We start from the raw sequence: 20,215 nt of genomic DNA, 5'->3' as shown, positions 1-20,215 counted from the left end.
AATTACGAAAGCCGGCTAATTGAATGTGGAGTGGTACTTATTATTAGAAACAGTATTCCAAATTTATTTACCTTAGCTAATCTTTTTTTTGGATTTTTATCAGTTATGTATTCAGCACTAGGGGATTACAAGAATGCAGCAATCTTAATATTAATTGGCATGATGCTTGATAGTATGGATGGGCGAATTGCCAGAATGCTCCGTGTGGAAAGCGATTTAGGAAAGGAACTTGACTCCTTAGCGGATATAGTCACTTTCGGGGTAGCACCAGCAATGATGGCTTATTATTCCTACTTTTCTTCCTTTGGCGTTGTTGGGATGGCGGTTGCCGGTCTTTTCCCATTATTCGGTGCATACCGCTTGGCCAGATTCAACATCAATGCCGTGAAATCTTCGTTGAAGTATTTTACAGGTGTTCCGATTACAGCTGCGGGTGGGTTGTTAACCTTGTTAACCCTGTTCCATGGCAAAATGCCCGGATTCATTTTTGTTATCGCCTTCTTTTTGCTTTGTTACTTGATGGTAAGTACGATAAAAATCCCAAGTCTAAAGGATATACCGCTGCCGAAATACGGAATTATCATTACACTATTTTTAGGATATGCCATATACATTGTCTTCAAAAAAGAGCAGCACCGATTCCCGTATTTTATTTATGTGGCTATACCGCTGTATGTCGCGTTTATCGGATATCAATTGGTCAAGACAAAAAGGAAAAATAATCCGAAACAAAAATAAGTATTATTCGAGGCTGTGCAGGAATGTCGACTGAAACTGTCTATTTTAATATCATAGTGGGATAATATTGGTGAATACATAATAGAGGAGATCATAAAATGAAGGTGAAAATTAATCGCAATGCGGCAAAAGCATTGAAGAAAATGTTAGAACAAGAAGAGGCACAGGATAAAATGTTCCGTGTTTACGTCACAAGCGTTCACGGGGATCATGCACACTATGATTTGATGCTCGATACACCGACAGAAAATGATGAAGTAGTGAAAACGGATAAAGATCTTGATTTCATCATCGAGAAAAACAATGAATTTCTGGAGGATATCTGGATTCAATTTTTCCATGTACCAAAAGAAGAATGGCTAATTACCAATCCTGCAAAAGGCGCACACCACCATCACCATTGAAAATAAAGGACACTTGGAGCATATGCTGCCAAGTGTCTTTTTGTCTGTTTAATTTTCAAAATACTTGAAAAGTATATGGATCCTGCAAAATGGTGCAGGGTTCTTTTTTGTTGGTTTTATATAAATATATTATGTAAACTAAGTGAGGTTGAATCTTTGAAAAATGGAAATCAAAAGTGTACGCTAAGAAAAGTGAAACGAAAGAAAGGAGTTATTTACTACATATGGAAAACGTTAAGAATGATTATGACATCAAATTGGTGGCACTTGATATGGATGGAACCCTTTTAAACAACAAGGGGGAGATATCGTTCGCGAATCGACAGGCAATTAAAGCGGCTCAGGAAAAGGGGATCTATGTGGTTCTTAGTACCGGTCGTTCATTAAAAACAAGTAAAGAACATGCAGATGCGCTAGAACTGACATCGTATTTGGTGACCGTTAATGGCAGTGAAATCTGGGATGAAAAACGGGAGCTAGTCGAAAGGAATTTGATGAAAGCAGAATCAATCACATGGATGTGGGAACTGACAAAACAGCATAAAACAAAGTTTTGGGCAATCAGCACGGAGCGAAATTGGCATGATGAAATGCCCGAGGACGTTCATACGATGGAATGGTTAAAATTTGGGTTTAATATTGATGATGATGCTACAAGGGAGCTTATTTTAAAGGAACTGGAGGCAAAGGGCGAATTCGAGCTAAGTAATTCCACCCTAAAGAATATTGAGGTCAATCCGCTTGGAATTAATAAAGCGAAAGGCCTTGAGATTGTCTGCGGCCGGCTTGGAATTGAAATGAAACATGTGATGGCATGTGGCGACAGCCGAAATGACTTAATGATGATTAAAGAAGCAGGACTTGGTGTAGCCATGGGGAATGCACAGGATGTAGTGAAAAAGGCGGCAGACTGGGTCACTGGAACAAATGAAGAGGATGGTGTGGCAGAGGCAATTCATAAATGGATTCTTCATAAATAAAAAATAATTTTTTAGATTTTTTTGGTATATGACAATAATTTATGGGTAAAAATAATTGGGCAAGTATATTTTGCAAAATCATGTAATTGTTACATGCTAGGAGGCTACAAAGAAATGGAACATGGTAAAGTAAAATGGTTTAACGGTGAAAAAGGGTTTGGATTCATTGAGCGTGAAGGTGGAGATGACGTATTCGTTCATTTCTCAGCGATTCAAGGCGAAGGATATAAAACCTTAGATGAAGGTCAAGAGGTCACATTTGATATTGAAAATGGACAACGTGGACCGCAAGCGGTTAACGTTCGGAAAGCATAAGACCTGCGAATAAAACAAACCCTGTTAGGGGTTTGTTTTTTTGTGGGGAAAAACAGAAAAATTCTAGGCCGTTATTTCATATTTTTGGATTAACGGCCTTTTTTCTATTTTGTGAAATGTAATTATTTTACATTTAATTGGAAATAATGATGGTAAGAAGAATGTGAAGGAGACTTTTTTTGAGCCTGAATATTGTCTATGGAGCCATTTTTATTTTTTCTGCAATAAAATGGGGGGATTGGAAAAATTGGCATAACTATTATCCCACTTTCCTATTCTTAATGGTCGGGGATCTTGTGTATCAATTTTTGTTTTTTAAGCATAGTATGTGGGAATATGTTCCTTTTGGAAACGATAAGAGCTGGGCAACACATACTCATGTTGCCTTACTGATCATGTTAATCAAATACCCTGTTACGGTTTGTATCTTCCTGGGACATATGTCTAAAGAACTTTGGAAAAAAATCATAAATATCCTTTTCTGGACAATGGTTTATACAATCAATGAATTTGTTGATTTGAAAATAGGGGCGATGGTTCACAAAAATGGCTGGAATTTGGGATGGTCGGCTTTTTTTAGTTTTGTTATGTTTTCTGTATTAGCTGTACATTATAAGAAGCCAGCACTAGCTTGGATTCTTTCTGCCATCTATGCCACCTTTTTATGGAATGTCTTTGATGTGCCGCAAAGTATATTAAAATAACGAAATGGAGGTACATGAGTCATTAGAGTACCTTCTTTAATTGTGTAAAGTTATTTGAAAATAAAAATTTCTCTTATTTCGTCGAATTTTATTAGCAGGAATTTCAGGGATATTATTAGAATTATATAAATATGATTGAAGTAAAGGGGGGATTTACTTGGGTATCCAAGTGATTGAGAGAGAAGAAATAAAAGTCGTAGGTATTTCATGGAATGGTACATATTCTGAGTTGGGGACAATTCCCGGTTTATTTGCAAAAATGATAGACCGTCTTGAAGAGGTATCCCATCAGACGAAAGAACCATTTTTGATTGCACCGTTTCATGATAGGGAAACGGAGGTTACTTATTATGTCACCAAGCCTGTTGAAAAAATTGACGAGATCCCAGAGGGTATGGTTGGCTTTACCATTCCAAGTAAAAACTATGTATTTACCGTACATAAAGGCAGTCATGAGGATATTGAAAAAACCTACCAGAAGGTGTATGTTTGGATGGAGGAATACGGGTATGAACGGGACTATTCTGCATTAAGTCTGGAGATCTTTAAAGAAGAGTATAAATTGCCCAGTGCCTTAGGCGACCTTCATTATGAAATTTATGTGCCGGTAAAAGCATATAAGGAATAGACAAAAAAGATATATACAAATGATTATTTTTAGTTGATAATAGATTTAAACAAAAAATAATATTTCGGAAAAGGTGCAAAAAAGTCAATATATAGACTTTTTGCTTAAAAGGGAAGTTGGTTAAAGCCAACGCGGTCCCGCCACTGTAATTGGGAGCAACCTATAAAATGTCACTGTCTTAATGGATGGGAAGACTTAGGGAGCTATGAACATGAGCCAGGAAACCTGCCTTTTTCTTTGCGCCAAAGACCTACGAGGATAGGAGGTGTGGAGGACTAGACTATATTTACTTTGTGTTAGTATTTGAATCTAATCATACCCGCATCCCCTTCATACAAGGGGATGTTTTTTGTATTTTAGATAGAGTCTAGTGTGGCGTAAGTTATTTTATTTTTTGTTTCAAATTTATTCATCCAGAAAGCAGGGAAATGACATGAAGAAGATTTATTCACTTTTGCTAATTGTCTTATTAACAATAGGGGCATTAGCGGGCTGTGTGGAAAAGAAGGAGCAAGTCAAAGAGGAAAATAAAGCAAATGTTGAGAAGAAAACCGAGGCTGCTTTTCCTGTAACGATTAAGGATGCTATAGGTAATGAGGTGGACTTAGAAAAGAAACCTGAAAAAATCGTCTCATTGATCCCAAGTAATACGGAAATTGCCTACGCGTTAGGTGCGGGTAAAGAAATTGTTGGTGTTTCTGATTTTGATAATTATCCTGAAGAGGTAACGAAAAAAGAGAAAATAGGCGGTATGGAAGTTAATCTTGAAAAGATTATCTCTTTACAGCCCAATTTAGTATTAGCCCATGCCTCCACTGCGCATAATTCTGAAGCTGGCCTTCAGCAGTTAAAAGATGCCGGAATAGCAGTTCTTGTTGTGAATGATGCACAAAATTTTGACCAAGTGTTTGATTCTATTAGTATGATTGGGAAAGCTACCGGTGAAACGAAGAAAGCGGACGAGCTTGTTAAAGGGATGAAGGACAAATTAGCTGAAATTAAGGAAAAGGCAAAGGACATAAAAGAAAAGAAAACCGTGTTTGTTGAAGTATCACCTGCTCCAGATATTTTTACTACTGGGAAAAATACGTTTATGAATGAAATGTTAACCGTGATTAATGCTGAAAACCTCGCAGATGATCAAGAGGGCTGGATCCAGCTTGATCAAGAAGAGATCATTAAACGAAATCCGGATGTAATCATCACTACATATGGCGGCTATGAAAAGGAAAAACCAGCTGATCAAGTGTTAAGCAGAAAAGGCTGGGAAAATGTCAACGCGGTAAAAAATAAGCAAGTAATCGACGTAGATTCTGATCGGGTGACACGCTCTGGCCCTAGAATCGTTGAAGGAGTAGAAGATCTTGCAAAGGCTGTCTATCCAGAAGTATTTAAATAATAAATTTTTAGCCTTTAGTCTGGCGGGAATTTTCCTTATTATTGCTTTTTTATTAGGTATTTCAATAGGAACTGTTTATGTACCGGTTGGAACGATTATTCAAATTATCGTTGCTAAAGTATTTGGGGTCATTTCACTGGGCTCTATCGATCCGATGTATACGAGTATTGTGATTAATATTCGTTTACCTCGAGTCATTTTAGCTGGTCTTGTAGGGGCAGCTCTTGCGATAGCAGGAGCTGCCTTCCAAGGTCTGTTACGAAACCCGTTGGCAGATCCCTATACATTGGGTGTCTCGTCCGGAGCCTCAGTGGGCGCGGTGTTAACACTATTTTTTCATCTTTCGATTCCCTTTGTGGGGATGTTCACTTTACCATTATTTAGCATCCTATTTTCTTTTATTACCATCTTTTTGGTTCTTGCATTCGCCCGGAAAATAGAGCGCTCGATGAGGGTGGAAACGATTATTTTAACAGGTATTATTTTTAGTTCCTTTTTGGGAGCATTTATTTCTCTCATGATTGCCCTAACCGGGGATGAGCTTAGGCAAATTATTGGCTGGCTCTTAGGAAGTGTATCGATGCGAGGCTGGGAATACATAAAAATCATTCTTCCGTTTTTCATTTTGGGTTCAGCCATACTGATTTTTAATGCAAAAGAATTAAATGCGATGTCGTTTGGAGAAGAGAGAGCACAGCACTTAGGTGTAAATGTCCAAAAAAGAAAGCTCATTATTCTTTCTGCCGGTTCGATTTTAACGGGAGCAGCTGTTGCTGTATCAGGGACCATTGGTTTTGTTGGACTGGTTATTCCCCATCTTTCAAGAATGCTATGGGGCCCCGATCATCGACACCTTCTTCCTCTTTCCATTTTAATCGGAAGCGGGTTCCTAATTTTAGCTGATCTCGTGTCCAGAACCATAATATCTCCAACAGAATTACCGATTGGGGTTATTACTGCTTTAATCGGTGCACCTGTATTTGCGCTGATCCTGCTCCAAAGAAAACGGATGGAAAGAAGTGGATAGAACATGCTTAACGTTCAACACGTTTCAGGTGGTTATGCAGATGAATCTGTTTTAAAGGACATTTCATTTCAAGTGAAACAAGGAGAATTGTTCGGGATTTTAGGACCAAATGGAAGCGGAAAAACGACCCTGTTAAAAATGATTAGTGGGATCTTACCGATTAAACAAGGTGAAATACTAATTCGTGGAAAAAGGCTTCAGGAATATGGAATCAAACAACTTGCGCAAATGGTTGCGGTTCTTTCGCAGCATTCTTCACAATCTTTTTCATACACCGTTAAAGAAACCGTTTCACTTGGGAGATATGCCCACCAAAAAGGCTGGTTCCAAACATGGAGCAAAGAGGATGAGGATGTTGTTCAACGAGTAATGGATCAAACCGGAATATCGTCATTTCAACGAAAAGATATTCAAGAGTTATCGGGTGGCGAAAAACAACGGGTATTTCTTGCGCAAGCATTGGCTCAGGAGCCCGAAATTCTTCTATTGGATGAACCGACAAATCACTTAGACCTTTCGTATCAGAAAGAATTACTGGATCTTTTAAAACAATGGACAATGGAAAAAGGTTTAACAGTTATTTCGATTTTCCATGATTTAAATCTTGCTGGACTATATTGTGATCGATTGCTCCTGCTAGAAAAAGGTACCATTAATATTAACCATATTCCAAATGAAGTCCTTCAAGAAGATCGAATTAGAGACGTTTATCATACGAAAATTCAAAAGCATCCCCACCCTAGGGTGGCTGCACCGCAATTGGTGTTACTGCCGGAAGTGGAACGGAGAAAAGAAATTTTTGAAATTAATGAAGGAATGATATGGGTTTCAAATGAATTTATCGAATTACAATCCCCAGCACCGCTAAGAACAATGTCTTCGGGTGTGGTCGGGGCGGGAACGGGCTGGCATCGAACATTTGTTAATCGGCATGTCAGTAAGGATTATAATTGTGATGATCATCGGATGGAAATGGCTGCCTTTTTAAAGACTAAGGGCTTTGAACCATCAGAAACTGTGGGCATGATGACCGCTGTGGTACTTGAGGACGTTGCTTACGGTCGGGTCAAACTGGATGACTTCTCGGTTTTAGTGGTTGTCACAGCAGGGATTGGAAATGCAATTGATGCCTCAAAAAGTGAGAGGCATGACTTAATTCACACTCCCGGGACGATTAACACGTGGGTATTTGTAAATGGAGAATTAACCGAGGAAGCATTTATTCAAAGCATCGTAACCGCAACAGAAGCAAAGGTAAAAGCGATGCATGATTTAAAGGTAATGGATAAAGTCACAGAAACGATTGCTACGGGTACCTCAACCGATAGCATTTTAATTGCTGCTACCCAATCAGGAAAAGTGCTGGAGTTTGCTGGAACTATTACCCCTTTGGGCAGGCTTATTAGTAAAGCTGTTTATCAGTGCACAACAGAGGCGATTCAAAAGTCGCAAAAAAGGAAGCACTAATGATTCTTTATCACTTAATTGCCATTTTAATTGCTTATATCATTGATTTTTTTGTTGGTGATCCGCCCAATTGGCCTCATCCTGTAAGGTGGATTGGGAATATGATAGCATTTCTAGAAAAGCGTTGGAATTCAGGAGAGTTTAAAAAATCGAAAGGGGTAATCATGCTCCTTTTTATTTTACTATTTGTATTTTCTATTGTATTAATTGTTGTTTTAATAGGATACCAGATTCATTTGATTGTTGGAATTGTTGTGGAAAGTATAGTAATATCCACAGCCATTGCCCAAAGAAGCTTGAAGGAAGCGGCACTTGAAGTCTACCAACCGTTAAAATCCGGGGACTTGGTTGAAGCTAGAAAGAAACTTTCTTATATTGTAGGCCGCGATACAGATGACCTTGATGAAAGTGAAATCGCAAGAGGAGCGATTGAGACGGTTGCTGAAAATACAAGTGACGGTGTGACAGCCCCTTTGTTCTGGGCACTCATTGGCGGTGCGCCGCTCGCGATGGTTTACCGGGCAGCCAATACATGTGATTCGATGGTGGGACACATGAATGAAAGATACAAAGAGTTTGGCTGGGCATCTGCTAAATGGGATGATGTTATGAATTGGGTTCCCAGTCGATTAACGGGAATAATTATGCTAATAGGAAAACTCCCAGTCGGTAGAGATAATCGCAAGGCTTGGTCGATTTTATTCCGAGATGCGAAAAAGCATCCGAGCCCGAACAGCGGCTGGGGTGAGGCGGCTGTTGCTGCTATTTTAGGTATTCAATTGGGCGGCAAAAATTATTACAAAGGGATGATTTCTAATAGGGCAAAAATGGGAGAGGCTCTTTCACCTATTCAACCCGACCACATCCTAAAGGCGAATGGCATTTTAGGGAGAACTGTTTTCTTATTTTTATTATTCTTATGGCTCGGAGGGATGCTCGTTGAATTGGCCTTCACATGGTTCTAATCCGCAATACCTATATGGAGCAATGGGTCTTATGCTTCCTGAGGATTATACTGATTTTAGCGCAAACATAAACCCACTTGGTCCACCGCCTGCATTGAAAGAAAAATGGCAGGAGTTTTATCAGGAAATTTTTGTTTACCCAGATCCATATGCTACAAAGCTAAAAAAGAGGATTGCACAACAAGAACAGATTCCTGATCAATCTATTTTAATTGGGAATGGCGGGGCAGAGCTGATCACCATGGTTGCTAGAATGCTCGCGGGAAAAAGGGTATTGTTGATCCAGCCAACCTTTTCGGAATATGAAAAAGCCTGCAAGGCAAACAAATGTGAAGTATTGTATCACCATCTGAAGGGGCCGGATTTCGAATTAAACCAGGATGAATTGCATAAAAAGATAGAATTTGCTGATGCATTGTTCCTTTGTAACCCAAATAATCCAACAGGAATTCAGTATCCTGGTTCAACGATTATTTCGTTAATTGAGGAATGTGAACAGCAAAATTGCTTGGTGATCTTGGATGAGGCATTTTTTGATTTCTTAGTAGAATATGATTCATTCATTCCATACATAAATCGGTTTTCAAATTTAATTATTATTCGTTCAATGACCAAAATGTTTGCAATTCCTGGTATCCGTCTTGGATATCTAGTTGCACAGCCAACTGTGATCGAAAGTCTAAACCAGCTGCAATCGCATTGGAGTATTAATACCATTGCTCTGTTGGCAGGTGAACTGTGTTTACAAGATGAATCATTTATTAATATGACCCAAAAGTATATCCGTGACGAACGGAAAAGGTTGTTTGCTTTTTTTAAAAATAATGAATTTGACGTTTCATCATCCAAAGTTAATTTCTATTTATTAAAGGATCCGCTGTTGAATGATCAATTTCCGTTGTTTGAATTTCTTATTAAGAAGGCTGTCATTCCACGGCATACCTTTAATTTCCCCGGTTTGGAGGGGAGATGGCTTCGTTTTGCCATAAAAGGCAGGGAAGAAAATAATGCGCTAATGGAGGTGCTGGCCGATTGGCGTCATCATCATTAATCTTCATTACCGGCGGTGTTAGAAGCGGAAAAAGCAGGTTGGCTGAAAGACTGGCAGTAGAAATAGCTGGCAATAAAGGAGGACAATTAACCTATATGGCAACGGGGGTTCCATCAGATACAGAAATGCAGCAACGCGTCGACATGCACAAGGGCGATCGGGCCGCTGGGGGATATCGTTGGAAAACAATTGAACAGCCCATTCAGATTGGAAGGCTAGCCGATTCGGTTTCAGAGAGTGATATCATTTTGTTAGATTGTGTGACAACCCTCTTGAATAATGAATTATTTTCTAGCGAAAGAACGTGGGATGAGTCTTTTTTAACATCTGTCAAAGATTCTATTATAACTGGAATTCTATCGCTAAAAAGGCGGGCGGGAGCCATGATTGTTGTTAGTAATGAGGTTTTAAACGAGTCACTAAAGGAAACAAACCTCGTTTTTTCATATGGACGATTATTGGGACAAATCCATCAAAAATTAGTAAAAGAAGCGGATCGGGCTCTTTTAGTAGAGGCTGGGATCCCCATCGTGATGAAGGAAGTGGGACTATGAAGGGAATCATGATTCAAGGCACTGCTTCAGATGTCGGCAAAAGTTTAATTGTTACGGCATTGTGCCGGATTTTAGCAAACGAGGGTGTAAAAGTCGCGCCATTTAAATCGCAAAACATGTCAAATTTCTCTTGTTATATTTGTGACGGAAAAGAGATTAGCAGAGCGCAAGCAATTCAAGCGGAAGCCGCCCGCATCCGACCCCAGGTTTGGATGAACCCAATTCTATTAAAACCAAGAACTGAACAGAACGCAGAGGTGATCTTTCTAGGGAAAACAATTGAAACGTTTTCGGGAAAGGAATACCGTGAACAATTTTATGAAAGGGGGATTGAGGTAATTAAGAAATCCCTGAATCAAATTGAACATGAATATGAGATGGTGGTCATCGAAGGGGCTGGCAGTCCAGTTGAACTAAATTTGAACGATCGCGAATTGGTCAATATGAGGGTTGCGGAAATGGCCGATGTCCCAGTGGTGCTAGTAGCAGATATTGACCGTGGCGGAGTTTTTGCAAGTATTATTGGCACACTTGATCTATTAAAACCTGATGAGAGACAAAGAGTAAAAGGGATCATCATAAATAAATTCCGCGGAGACATCTCGTTATTCGAAGATGGAGTGAAACTGATTGAGGAAAAAACAGGCATTCCCATCTTAGGTGTTTTACCGTTTATCGAAAATCATATGATTGAAGTGGAGGATTCATTATCAAATGTATCAGAAATTATAATTGAACAAGATAAAACAGATGAAAGATATGAGAACCTTGCTGCTGAAATGAAACGTCACCTAAAATGGGAGCTTCTTAAAGAAATCATATATCAAAGTGAAAGAAGATGATTAAATTCTTTAAAGGATTCTTGATCAACTGTCAATTTTTCACAGCACTGCCGCTTCCTTTTGAATTACCGATGGATAAGGAACATCTTAGAAAGGCAGTGCAAACATTTCCACTTCTAGGTCTTTTTCAAGGGGCAATCTATGCTGGTCTATTGTATGTTGTTCATGAATTTACTCCATTTTCTCATTTAGCTGTTGCTTTCGTGCTTTGGCTGGCAACGATTCTACTGACTGGGGGAATTCATCTGGATGGCTGGATGGATGCGAGTGATGCCTACTTTTCCTACCAAAATGTAGAGAAAAGACTAGAAATAATGAAGGATCCTAGAACAGGGGCCTTTGGCGTACTATCACTCGTCGTTTTATTAAGCTGCCGGTTTTTATTTATTTATGAAGCTACAGTAAATGTTGAATACATAACTTATATCTTTATTATGGGAATCCCCTTTTTAAGCAAAACTGTCATGGGTGTCCTGCTGTTAACGGTAAAGTCAGCTAAAAATGAAGGGCTGGGCTCATTGTTCCAAAGTGCAGCAAAGCCAAAGGTTTTATGGATATATCCTTTATACCTTGTTGGCTTTCTGTTTCCAGTCATGGTAATGATTAAAGATTATTACAGTGTGGGCTTATTCATTTTGGCTCCTGCCGGTTGCCTATTCTTTTGCCGCCGTAATGCCTTGAAATGGTTTGGCGGGATTACGGGTGATGTATTAGGTGCTACTGTGGAAGGGACTGAGTTTATCCTGTGGATGACCGTGTGGTTATTGCATTATTTCGTCATGGCCTAACAGAAGAAAACAAGAGGAAAGCCTATTTAGGATGGAATGATTCTCCATTAACCGCTGAATCAATGGAAATGTCGACAACAAAACGCTATGAGTCCTACTTTAGTAGTGATTTACAAAGATGTATTTCTACCTCTGAACTATTATTTCCGAATAGATATCCAGTTTTATTATCGGAGCTGCGAGAAATGAATTTCGGTGAATGGGAAGGGCAAACATACGAGGAGTTAAAGGAAAACAAACGCTATTGCCAATGGTTAGCAGATCCTGAGAATGTTCTTCCGCCTAAAGGTGAATCTTTTTACGAGTTTACTAGCAGGGTTCAGGCTGGCTGGAATAAGATGCTTGAAATAATTCTTTCTCACGAGCTAAAAAGCTGTGCGGTTATCACCCACGGTGGAGCCATCAGATACCTATTATCTAAATATGCACCGGAAGTGAAAGACTTTTGGAGCTTCCAGGCGCGACATGATCAAGGGATTGAACTTGTTTTTTCGAGAGAAGCCCTAAGGGGGGATAGACGATGCACTTCATTACTGGAGGTGCCTTTAATGGCAAAAGGGCATGGGTAAAAAGGAACTTTTATGTTGAAAGGCAGGAACAATGGTTATCCGCCTATAACTGTTTTCCACTACCCTTCGAATTACCAGAAAACAACCATGCTGAGGTCGTTCTTGAGGGAATTGAGTTATGGTTAAAAGAGTTAACGAAGCAATATGAGGTTGACCGCTGCCGTGAAATTTGGAACAGATGCTTAGATACTTGGATTTCATGGGAAAAGGCAGAGGCAGGACGAAAATTGATTGTGATTGGGACTGATATAACAAAAGGAATTGTCCCAGTGGAAAAAGAAAATAGGGTATGGCGCGATGTAACAGGGTGGGCCTATCAGGATCTAGCGGCTAAATCAGATAAAGTCGATGTCGTATGGTATGGAATAAACCAAACAATTAAATAAAGGGGGAAAATGAAATGAGGATTTATACAAGAACAGGTGACAAAGGAAAAACAAGTATCATTGGCGGCAGGGTAGATAAAGATGATACGAGGGTTGAAGCATACGGTACTGTTGATGAAGTAAACTGTTTTGTCGGGCAGGCAATCCAAGAACTTGATCAGGAAATCTTCAAAGATGTGCTCGTTGATCTTGAAAAAATTCAACATGAATTATTTGATTGCGGGGGCGACCTTGCAAATGTTACGGAAAAACGGGAGTTAAAGCTTCATCAGGAATCGATTGACTACCTAGAACAAAAAATTGATGAATATATTGCAGAGGCTAAAGAACTGGAGCGTTTTATTTTACCTGGTGGTACGAAGCCTTCAGCATCCATTCATATTGCTAGAACGGTTACAAGGAGAGCTGAAAGATTGGTTGTAAAACTAGTAAAGGTAGACCCAAAAACGCCTGAAATTGCCTTGCAATATTTAAATCGCCTATCAGATTATTTCTTTGCTTTGGCCAGGGTCATTAACCACCGACTACATGTGGGTGATGTAGAATATGTGCGCAGTGCTAAAGTGTTTAGGGATGGGAAGCGCAAGGAGGAAAAGTAGATGAAGGGTAAATTTGTAAGCTGGCTCGCTATGTTCATTGCATTGTCTGTTGTCGGGGCTGCGTTAAAGATTCCCGCAATTGTTGGCAGTGTGGCATTGGATGCCTTTCCAGCCCTTTTGGCTGCAGTCTTACTTAGCAGCGGTGCTGGAGCAATGGTGGCTGCATTCGGTCATTTATTGTCAGCTGTTTTAAGCGGGTTTCCATTAGGTCCCATGCACTTTTTAATTGCAGCGGAAATGGCGGTGCTTGTGTGGATTTTTGGAAATCTTTATAAAAACAGCAAAAAGTTTTTAGCAGCTGCACTCTTTATCGTTGGGAATGCCATTGTAGCACCAATCCCGTTTATTTTTTTTATGAATAAAGGCTTTTTTTTGGCGATTGTCCCTTCCTTGCTAATTGGTTCGATCATAAATACAGGAATTACCTTAATGGCTATTCCACGACTAGCGTCTCTGTTTTCAAATCAATTCATTAAGAATGAGGCAAAACAATGAGGGATATTATAACCATTCCTATTAATGGTGAGGAGTCACTTATGATTGCTTGTGATAATAGCGGTGCGATAGGAATGAAGGAACAGGACATTGTCCACGTCCCATACGAAACGGTTGCCTATTATTCATTTAGAGTTGCCGTCATGGAATGTATGGCAGCAGGGGGGCAGCCCATGTCTGTAGTTCTCCACAACTTTTGCGGTAACGAACCATGGGAAGAGCTTTTACAAGGCATCCAAAAAGGAGTAAAGGAACTTGGATTAAAGGATATTTCCATAACAGGGAGCACGGAAAGTAACTTTATTATGCTGCAATCGGCAGTTGGATTAATGGTGCTTGGCCGAAAATATCTCGATAAAAGGACTGAGTTATTGTTCTCAAACCATTTGAATGTAGCCGTAATTGGATTGCCATTAGTTGGCCCTGAAGTGATTACCCAATCTGATGATATTGTTCCTCTTTCAGTTTTTCAAGATATCAATAATCTAGATGATGCGATGATATGGCCTGTTGGCTCAAAAGGAGTCTTATCTGAATTGTATCAAATCTTCGCCAAAAAAAAGTTTACAGCGGAAATGATCACCACAAACATAGATTTGTTAAAATCTTCAGGTCCTGCTACATGCTTTATTGTTGTTTATGATGCCAATCATGAAGAACAAGTAAGAAAGCTTGCAGGGGATTTTTTTCATCAAATAAAAATAGAATAGCACGCAATAAAGCGTGCTATTCTCCTAAACTTTTCACTTTTCCCACCAATGAATCTATCCCTTTGCCAATGGTATATAAAGCATTTTTCAAGCCTTCCTTCCACGCAGGGGCTTGTTCTTTTATTGCTGAGCCAAGTTTTTTGGCATTTTCATTTAATTCTTTGCCAATCTCCTTCGCCTGATCGTTAATGCTGCTATTAGGCGATGCCTCACCGGCAAGCTGGGCATTAATCGAAGCTACATCAAAGTTTTCTTTTGGAAGATATGGCAATGATTCCTTCATAATTTCTTTAAAAATCGGGACAATATTTGCTGAGCTAGAGCTAGGCAGATAATGTTCTTTGTCCGTTTGATCATAGCCAATCCAGATGGCGCCAACAATGTTTGGGGTATATCCGACCATCCACTGATCCTTCGTTCCGTTCACATCTCCGAATGGAAGCTGGGTTGACCCTGTTTTTCCAGCAAGTTGCACCCCAGGGATTTGTGCCCGCTTGCCAGTTCCTGATTCCACAACATTCAATAGCATGGATGTCATTTCGTCTGTGACCTTTTTGGACGTAACCTTGGTTGTTTTCGCTTTACGTTCCGCGATGATTTTACCGGTCGGACCGACGATTTTGGTAATTAAGTGTTGATCCTGTCGCTTTCCTCCATTTGGAAAGGTCGTAAAGGCATTCGCCATTTGCAGTGGAGAAACCCCTTTACTCATGCCGCCAAGGGCGATGGCCAGATTCTTGTCTTCTTTTACCGTCGGGATGCCAAAGCGGCTTAACGAATCCAATCCCTTATCTAACCCAATTTCATTTAACAGCCAAACCGCTGGAACATTTAGCGATTCCTCAAGTGCCTTATACATTTGAACTTTTCCTTGGAACGTTTTCGAAAAATTCTCTGGTTTATAATTCCCGAAAGAAGTTGGTTCATCGACAAGTTCAGAAGAATAGGTATAGCCATTTTCAAGGGCAGGTGTATAGACAGCAAGCGGTTTAATCGCTGAGCCAGGCTGTGCCTGTAATTGGGTCGCGCGGTTAAAGCCACGGAACATATGCTCACCCCTGCCGCCGACAAGCGCCCGCACACCACCTGAAGCAGGATCCATAAGAACCGATCCGCTTTGAACTAATGTATTTCCTTTTCCTCTTGGGAACAGGGAGTTATTACTATATACTTTTTCAAGTCCTGTTTGCAGGTTTTGATCCAATTCGGTATAGATTTGATATCCTCTTGTTAAGATTTCCTCTTGAGTAACTCCAAATTTAGAAATGGCCTCATTTAAAACAGCATCCACATAATAGGGATATTTCCGCTCCACAAAACTGCCGCCGCCATCTTCTAGACGAATTTTTTCATTTTTCGCCATATTGTACTCCGGGGCAGAAATAAAGCCAAGCTCTTTCATCTTCCCTAAAACAACGTTTCGTCGTTTCATAGCCAAGTCATAGTTTTTATAAGGGTTCAGGTAGTTCGGTGCATGCAGGAGTCCTGCTAGCATCGCCGCCTCACTTATCGAGACATCTTGAATATTTTTGTTAAAATATTTTTTCGAAGCGCTGCTAATGCCCCAAGAATTGCTGCCAAAATAAACCTGGTTGATATACATTTGCAAAATTTCATCTTTTGTATAAACCTTTTCGATTTTTACCGCTAAAAATAATTCCTCTGCTTTTCGCTTATAGGTGCGTTCCGGTGAGAGCATGGCGTTTTTGGTTAACTGCTGTGTTAATGTGCTGCCGCCTCCAGTAACCCTTCCGGCAAATAAGTTGCCAAAAAAGGCACGGGCAATTCCCTTTACATCAAAACCACTATGTTCATAAAAACGCTCATCTTCAATTGCGACAACTGCATGTGGAACATATTTCGGCAATTCCTCGATTTTCACGCCTTTCGTCCGATTGGTGGCAACATTACTGGCCACTTTTCCATCATGATCATAAATGACTGTCGGCTGGCTAAGGCCTTCCTTCAAAGATTCCACATTTGCCCTTGTTGCCAGCCAGCCAAAATAAAGGATGGTACCTAATACAACGACAAGCAGTAATAATAAGATGATTTGTGTTAGATGTCTCTTTTTCCAGAAACGAACAATCATATCCCTAAATGGGTGTAATTTCTCCATGTTATCTCCTGACTATTAAAAAGAAATTTTCGCTTCATCTATTATAAATTTTCTGGTAGAAAAAGACCAACAAAACTGTTTTTTTAAATATTTTTGAGGGATTTTTAAAAAAACTGTAGGGGTCGTAGAAATTTGTTACGTCTAATAAGGTGAAGTGATTGGGAGCAGGAGGAAAAAATGATTACAATTAAAAACTTACGTCATGATTTTGTCATTGGAAAAAAAGGAAGACAGACGATTATTCCGGTACTAGCGGATATTTCTTTTACAGTTGAAAAAGGAGAAATTGTTACCATTGTCGGCAGAAGCGGGTCGGGGAAATCGACACTTTTAAATCTTGTCAGCGGTTTTATCCATCCAAAAGAAGGGGAAATATGGATTAGCGGGGAAAAAGTAACCGATCTAAATGAAACGAAATTTGCGGATTTTCGGATAAAAAACTTGGGCTTTATTTTTCAAAGCTTTCAATTGATCCCGAGTATGACCGCTTTTCAAAATGTTGAACTTCCTTTGATCTTAAAAGGGGTTAACCAGAATGAAAGAAAAAAGCAAACCGAAATAATGTTGAAGAAAGTGGGATTACTAGATTATCAGGATCACTACCCCGGGGAGTTATCAGGGGGACAGCAGCAGCGGGTCAGTATCGCCCGTGCTTTAATTGTCAATCCGCCAATCATTCTTGCCGATGAACCGACTGGGAGTCTGGATAGTGAAACAGAAGAAGAATTACTAGAATTCATCCAGGAACTGAACCGGGATTGGGGTATCACATTTTTGATCATTACTCATGATGATAAGGTGGCGGAAATCGGGAACCGCAAGATTGAATTAAGAGATGGCCGCATTGTTAAGGAGGTGCTGGTATGAAGTTAAAAGACCAATTCCGCTTTGTTCGTCAAAATATGCAGAAAAATAGAACGAGAGTGTTTATGACGATTCTCGCTACAGCAATGGGCTGTGCGTTTCTTATTGTTCTTGCCTCCGTTGGCTTTGGCTTACAGAAATCGGTGGTGAAGGAAATTACCGAGCGCAGGGTGATCACGCAAATTGATGTCCATGGTCAAGAAATTAATGAACAAGGCGGGTTCCGGCCTCTAGACGAGAAGGATGTCCATAAATTTGAAAAGCTCAAGGATGTAAAAGCGGTTACCAGACGAAAAATGCTACAGCAGGGCAGCACCTATTCGATTGGGAATTATCAAGAACCAACGGAAACGTTTGTGGCAAACTTTCCATCAGAAGTGAAAGCTGGGTTTGAACTATCAAAGGGGCGCTTGCCAAAAAGTAAGGATGAAATAGTGATTGGCTATAATTTTCCGCTTAATCTAGCTCTTAAGGATGCCCCAGATGATATGTTTGATGAAAAGGGAAAAATCAATGCGGAGTATCGCTATACGGGTCATTTAATTGGCGAAAAGATTGAATTAACGGTTATGCAGTTTAAAGAAGGCAAACAAGTGGAAAAAATAATTCCTTTGACAGTCGTCGGAATTTCTAAAAAGCCAACTAAGGTATGGGCTGAAGATCGAAGTGTCTTTATTTCGGATCAGACGTTAAAGGAGATTGAAGATTTTACGGGGACTCCTAAGGGATACATATTAGATGCAAATAGTGAAGTACCGAAGGATCTAAATGTCCATGAAAATTCTTATGATGATGTAAAGATTTATGCGAAAAATATGGAGGCCGTCCAGAGTATTTCTGATCAATTAACAAAAAAGAAATATGCGACCTATTCCGTTGTGAACGAATTGAAGGAAGTTAATATGGTCTTTTTGATTGCAAAAGCCGGGTTAATTTTTATCGGAACGATCGCCATTCTCATTGCCTCAATTGGTATCTATAATACGATGACCATGGCAGTAACGGAGCGGGCGCCGGATATTGGGATTATGAAAGCAATAGGAGCCAGTCCAAAAACGATTAAGCGGATTTTCCTGCTTGAAAGCAGTTATATTGGCTTGATTGGGGCTTTTATCGGTACAATTGTATCTTATGGTATTAGTTTCGCCGTCAATTTCGCCATTCCGCTAATTATTAAACAGGCTTTCGGTCAGGAGACTGAAATGAATATCACATTTAGTGAGATTCCGCTTGTTTTGCCAATCATCTGTGTGGTTATTTGTTTTGGGGTGACCATTCTTTCAGGATACCGTCCGGCACAACGAGCAACAAAAGTTGATGTATTAAAGGCGATGCGCAGAGAAGTGTAAGAATTACCGGAAAACGTGGAAAACGTGGACAACCATTTTCTCGTCCAAGCATATGTTATTAGAAAGATCTTTAGCATTTTGGAAAGGGATGGTGTCATGATTAACTGGAAAGTCCGGTTTAGAAATAAGAACTGGGTAATTGCCTTTGTTTCTCAAATCCTAATTGTCGCCCAAGTGGTGTTATCCTGTTTACATTCTTTAGGTTTGGTGGATTTTCAAATTACCGATGCAATCCAAAATTCAATTTTAACATTTGTAAATGCCGTGTTTGTGCTGATGTCCATGTTAGGAATCGTTCAAGATCCGACTACGAAGGGTTACGGTGACAGTGAACGGGCATTAAATTACAAGGATCCAAATTAAAAAAGAAAAGCGCAAGCACCCTGGTCAGCGGCGTATGGCCTGGAGCGCTCCAACTGAGATAAAGGAAACACGAAGAGCCGGAGGCGCATTCGTGCTTGACTTATCGTAGGGCGGAGAGCGAAGGACACTAGCCGCTAGGGTACTGGAGCTGGACAATTCTTAAAAAGTCAGGTTCAAATGTGAACCTGACTTTTGTTATGATACGAATTATGTATTTCTAAAGAAGACAGAAAATTCCGATGGCTATGTAACCACAATTTGGAAATTATTTGATACAATAGAATAAACAATCCTCTTGAAAAGGAGTCCTTCTCATGTGGAATTCTATTATGTTGATTGCGGGATGCTTTTGCCTAGTAATTGTGTTAGAAGAATCCATCTATTATTTTTGGAATCGGTATGTTTATGGACCAAATGAAGAACGGACGAGAAAATGGAAAAATAGACTCAAAACGATAAGGGGTTTCTTAAAACGAAAACAGTACGACAATATTCAAGAAACAAATAATGAAAAGAGCTCACAGATGTGATTGAGCTCTTTTTTATTTATTTAAGCCTGATTTCCTTGTTGTTTCTTCTTTATAAACGAAAACAAAGCTTGAATAAGGAAGAAGAGAATAAATAAAAACAGAATTATATATTCTGCCGGTTCCATTACCCTAAAAGGATTGATTGTTTTCCAAATAATACCTTTCGGAGCGACTCCAAGTTTGAGGTCTAATAATACCATGAAGGAGAGCATGCCAAATGCTAACAACACGGCAACAAAAAATTGTTTCAACAACATCACCTACCATCACATTACCTTTATCTTTTCATTTAATGAATTCCATATGCACGAAAGTTTCAGGAAAAAATGGATATATCAGAAGGGTTTGGGGAAAATACCCAATATGGAT

Annotated in this window: 25 protein-coding genes and 1 riboswitch; of the genes, 23 read left to right on the top strand and 2 right to left on the bottom strand. The window is 39.7% G+C overall.

Annotated elements, in window-relative coordinates; genetic code table 11:
* Positions 1-30: 30 nt before the first annotated feature.
* The 19 genes from pssA to BABA_RS18725 all read left to right on the top strand — a co-directional run bounded on the left by pssA (position 31) and on the right by BABA_RS18725 (position 14,621).
* Positions 31-738, top strand: a complete 708-nt coding sequence (pssA, locus tag BABA_RS18815) for a CDP-diacylglycerol--serine O-phosphatidyltransferase (RefSeq protein ID WP_007086818.1) — start codon at positions 31-33, stop codon at positions 736-738.
* 98 nt (positions 739-836) lie between these two features.
* Positions 837-1,142, top strand: a complete 306-nt coding sequence (locus BABA_RS18810; RefSeq protein ID WP_007086817.1) for a hypothetical protein — start codon at positions 837-839, stop codon at positions 1,140-1,142.
* 224 nt (positions 1,143-1,366) lie between these two features.
* Entirely contained in the window at positions 1,367-2,122 is a 756-nt protein-coding gene (locus BABA_RS18805) for a Cof-type HAD-IIB family hydrolase (protein ID WP_007086816.1), read from the top strand.
* Between the two features lie 114 nt (positions 2,123-2,236).
* Positions 2,237-2,437, top strand: coding sequence for a cold-shock protein (locus BABA_RS18800; protein WP_007086815.1), 201 nt, complete (start codon positions 2,237-2,239; stop codon positions 2,435-2,437).
* A gap of 179 nt (positions 2,438-2,616) precedes the next feature.
* On the top strand, positions 2,617-3,141 hold the full coding sequence (locus tag BABA_RS18795; RefSeq protein WP_007086814.1) for a CBO0543 family protein: 525 nt from the start codon (positions 2,617-2,619) through the stop codon (positions 3,139-3,141).
* 157 nt (positions 3,142-3,298) lie between these two features.
* Positions 3,299-3,769, top strand: a complete 471-nt coding sequence (locus BABA_RS26155) for a GyrI-like domain-containing protein (protein WP_007086813.1) — start codon at positions 3,299-3,301, stop codon at positions 3,767-3,769.
* A 54-nt stretch (positions 3,770-3,823) separates the two neighbouring features.
* Positions 3,824-4,016: riboswitch (cobalamin riboswitch) on the top strand.
* Positions 4,017-4,202: 186 nt separating this feature from the next.
* Entirely contained in the window at positions 4,203-5,168 is a 966-nt protein-coding gene (locus BABA_RS18785; RefSeq protein ID WP_007086812.1) for an ABC transporter substrate-binding protein, read from the top strand.
* The gene (locus tag BABA_RS18780) at positions 5,134-6,195 is read left to right on the top strand and encodes a FecCD family ABC transporter permease (protein ID WP_007086811.1); all 1,062 of its coding nucleotides are present in this window, start codon (positions 5,134-5,136) and stop codon (positions 6,193-6,195) included. The genes BABA_RS18785 and BABA_RS18780 overlap by 35 nt, the downstream gene beginning before the upstream one ends.
* Before the next feature lie 3 nt (positions 6,196-6,198).
* Entirely contained in the window at positions 6,199-7,662 is a 1,464-nt protein-coding gene (locus tag BABA_RS18775; RefSeq protein WP_007086810.1) for a heme ABC transporter ATP-binding protein, read from the top strand.
* On the top strand, positions 7,662-8,627 hold the full coding sequence (cbiB, locus tag BABA_RS18770; protein ID WP_007086809.1) for an adenosylcobinamide-phosphate synthase CbiB: 966 nt from the start codon (positions 7,662-7,664) through the stop codon (positions 8,625-8,627). The genes BABA_RS18775 and cbiB overlap by 1 nt, the downstream gene beginning before the upstream one ends.
* Positions 8,602-9,678, top strand: coding sequence for a threonine-phosphate decarboxylase CobD (cobD, locus tag BABA_RS18765; RefSeq protein WP_007086808.1), 1,077 nt, complete (start codon positions 8,602-8,604; stop codon positions 9,676-9,678). Before cbiB ends, cobD begins: the two co-directional genes overlap by 26 nt.
* Positions 9,660-10,232, top strand: a complete 573-nt coding sequence (locus BABA_RS18760; RefSeq protein WP_007086807.1) for a bifunctional adenosylcobinamide kinase/adenosylcobinamide-phosphate guanylyltransferase — start codon at positions 9,660-9,662, stop codon at positions 10,230-10,232. The genes cobD and BABA_RS18760 overlap by 19 nt, the downstream gene beginning before the upstream one ends.
* A complete protein-coding gene (locus BABA_RS18755) occupies positions 10,229-11,074 on the top strand; it encodes a cobyric acid synthase (protein WP_007086806.1) in 846 nt (281 codons plus the stop codon). The genes BABA_RS18760 and BABA_RS18755 overlap by 4 nt, the downstream gene beginning before the upstream one ends.
* Complete coding sequence (gene cobS, locus BABA_RS18750; protein WP_007086805.1) at positions 11,071-11,862, top strand: adenosylcobinamide-GDP ribazoletransferase; 792 nt, start codon at positions 11,071-11,073, stop codon at positions 11,860-11,862. Before BABA_RS18755 ends, cobS begins: the two co-directional genes overlap by 4 nt.
* A complete protein-coding gene (locus BABA_RS18745) occupies positions 11,832-12,431 on the top strand; it encodes a histidine phosphatase family protein (RefSeq protein WP_007086804.1) in 600 nt (199 codons plus the stop codon). Before cobS ends, BABA_RS18745 begins: the two co-directional genes overlap by 31 nt.
* Complete coding sequence (locus BABA_RS18740; protein WP_007086803.1) at positions 12,383-12,817, top strand: bifunctional adenosylcobinamide kinase/adenosylcobinamide-phosphate guanylyltransferase; 435 nt, start codon at positions 12,383-12,385, stop codon at positions 12,815-12,817. The genes BABA_RS18745 and BABA_RS18740 overlap by 49 nt, the downstream gene beginning before the upstream one ends.
* A gap of 14 nt (positions 12,818-12,831) precedes the next feature.
* Positions 12,832-13,416, top strand: a complete 585-nt coding sequence (locus tag BABA_RS18735) for a cob(I)yrinic acid a,c-diamide adenosyltransferase (RefSeq protein WP_007086802.1) — start codon at positions 12,832-12,834, stop codon at positions 13,414-13,416.
* The gene (locus BABA_RS18730; protein ID WP_007086801.1) at positions 13,417-13,911 is read left to right on the top strand and encodes an ECF transporter S component; all 495 of its coding nucleotides are present in this window, start codon (positions 13,417-13,419) and stop codon (positions 13,909-13,911) included.
* Positions 13,908-14,621, top strand: coding sequence for a hypothetical protein (locus tag BABA_RS18725; protein ID WP_007086800.1), 714 nt, complete (start codon positions 13,908-13,910; stop codon positions 14,619-14,621). Before BABA_RS18730 ends, BABA_RS18725 begins: the two co-directional genes overlap by 4 nt.
* A gap of 16 nt (positions 14,622-14,637) precedes the next feature.
* On the opposite strand, the gene BABA_RS18720 is transcribed toward BABA_RS18725, so the two are convergent.
* Positions 14,638-16,740 carry a transglycosylase domain-containing protein gene (locus tag BABA_RS18720; RefSeq protein ID WP_007086799.1) on the bottom strand — a complete coding sequence of 701 codons (2,103 nt, stop codon included), beginning with the start codon at positions 16,738-16,740 and terminating at the stop codon, positions 14,638-14,640.
* Between the two features lie 177 nt (positions 16,741-16,917).
* Between BABA_RS18720 and BABA_RS18715 the strand changes: the two genes are divergently transcribed.
* The 4 genes from BABA_RS18715 to BABA_RS18700 all read left to right on the top strand — a co-directional run bounded on the left by BABA_RS18715 (position 16,918) and on the right by BABA_RS18700 (position 19,846).
* A complete protein-coding gene (locus BABA_RS18715) occupies positions 16,918-17,607 on the top strand; it encodes an ABC transporter ATP-binding protein (protein WP_007086798.1) in 690 nt (229 codons plus the stop codon).
* Complete coding sequence (locus BABA_RS18710; protein ID WP_007086797.1) at positions 17,604-18,953, top strand: ABC transporter permease; 1,350 nt, start codon at positions 17,604-17,606, stop codon at positions 18,951-18,953. Before BABA_RS18715 ends, BABA_RS18710 begins: the two co-directional genes overlap by 4 nt.
* Before the next feature lie 96 nt (positions 18,954-19,049).
* A complete protein-coding gene (locus BABA_RS18705; protein ID WP_040346925.1) occupies positions 19,050-19,316 on the top strand; it encodes a phage holin in 267 nt (88 codons plus the stop codon).
* A 314-nt stretch (positions 19,317-19,630) separates the two neighbouring features.
* Positions 19,631-19,846, top strand: a complete 216-nt coding sequence (locus BABA_RS18700) for a hypothetical protein (RefSeq protein ID WP_007086795.1) — start codon at positions 19,631-19,633, stop codon at positions 19,844-19,846.
* A gap of 20 nt (positions 19,847-19,866) precedes the next feature.
* Here BABA_RS18700 and BABA_RS18695 read toward each other — a convergent pair whose 3' ends face one another.
* Entirely contained in the window at positions 19,867-20,097 is a 231-nt protein-coding gene (locus tag BABA_RS18695; RefSeq protein WP_007086794.1) for a YczF family membrane protein, read from the bottom strand.
* Between the last annotated feature and the right edge of the window lie 118 nt (positions 20,098-20,215).

Origin of the sequence: Neobacillus bataviensis LMG 21833 (assembly GCF_000307875.1) — a bacterium.
Lineage (GTDB): Bacteria > Bacillota > Bacilli > Bacillales > Cytobacillaceae > Neobacillus > Neobacillus bataviensis.
This window is presented reverse-complemented; position numbering and strand designations above follow the sequence as displayed.

Excerpts from the sequence above, each read along its gene's own strand:
- BABA_RS18810 (WP_007086817.1), top strand. The coding sequence starts at position 837 with ATGAAGGTGAAAATTAATCGCAATGCGGCAAAAGCATTGAAGAAAATG.
- BABA_RS18740 (WP_007086803.1), top strand. The coding sequence starts at position 12,383 with ATGCACTTCATTACTGGAGGTGCCTTTAATGGCAAAAGGGCATGGGTA.
- cbiB (WP_007086809.1), top strand. The coding sequence starts at position 7,662 with ATGATTCTTTATCACTTAATTGCCATTTTAATTGCTTATATCATTGAT.
- BABA_RS18775 (WP_007086810.1), top strand. The coding sequence starts at position 6,199 with ATGCTTAACGTTCAACACGTTTCAGGTGGTTATGCAGATGAATCTGTT.
- BABA_RS18730 (WP_007086801.1), top strand. The coding sequence starts at position 13,417 with ATGAAGGGTAAATTTGTAAGCTGGCTCGCTATGTTCATTGCATTGTCT.
- BABA_RS18735 (WP_007086802.1), top strand. The coding sequence starts at position 12,832 with ATGAGGATTTATACAAGAACAGGTGACAAAGGAAAAACAAGTATCATT.
- BABA_RS18755 (WP_007086806.1), top strand. The coding sequence starts at position 10,229 with ATGAAGGGAATCATGATTCAAGGCACTGCTTCAGATGTCGGCAAAAGT.
- cobS (WP_007086805.1), top strand. The coding sequence starts at position 11,071 with ATGATTAAATTCTTTAAAGGATTCTTGATCAACTGTCAATTTTTCACA.
- BABA_RS18700 (WP_007086795.1), top strand. The coding sequence starts at position 19,631 with ATGTGGAATTCTATTATGTTGATTGCGGGATGCTTTTGCCTAGTAATT.
- BABA_RS18720 (WP_007086799.1), bottom strand. The coding sequence starts at position 16,740 with ATGGAGAAATTACACCCATTTAGGGATATGATTGTTCGTTTCTGGAAA.
- BABA_RS18785 (WP_007086812.1), top strand. The coding sequence starts at position 4,203 with ATGAAGAAGATTTATTCACTTTTGCTAATTGTCTTATTAACAATAGGG.
- BABA_RS18805 (WP_007086816.1), top strand. The coding sequence starts at position 1,367 with ATGGAAAACGTTAAGAATGATTATGACATCAAATTGGTGGCACTTGAT.
- BABA_RS18725 (WP_007086800.1), top strand. The coding sequence starts at position 13,908 with ATGAGGGATATTATAACCATTCCTATTAATGGTGAGGAGTCACTTATG.
- BABA_RS18710 (WP_007086797.1), top strand. The coding sequence starts at position 17,604 with ATGAAGTTAAAAGACCAATTCCGCTTTGTTCGTCAAAATATGCAGAAA.
- BABA_RS18715 (WP_007086798.1), top strand. The coding sequence starts at position 16,918 with ATGATTACAATTAAAAACTTACGTCATGATTTTGTCATTGGAAAAAAA.
- BABA_RS18705 (WP_040346925.1), top strand. The coding sequence starts at position 19,050 with ATGATTAACTGGAAAGTCCGGTTTAGAAATAAGAACTGGGTAATTGCC.
- BABA_RS18800 (WP_007086815.1), top strand. The coding sequence starts at position 2,237 with ATGGAACATGGTAAAGTAAAATGGTTTAACGGTGAAAAAGGGTTTGGA.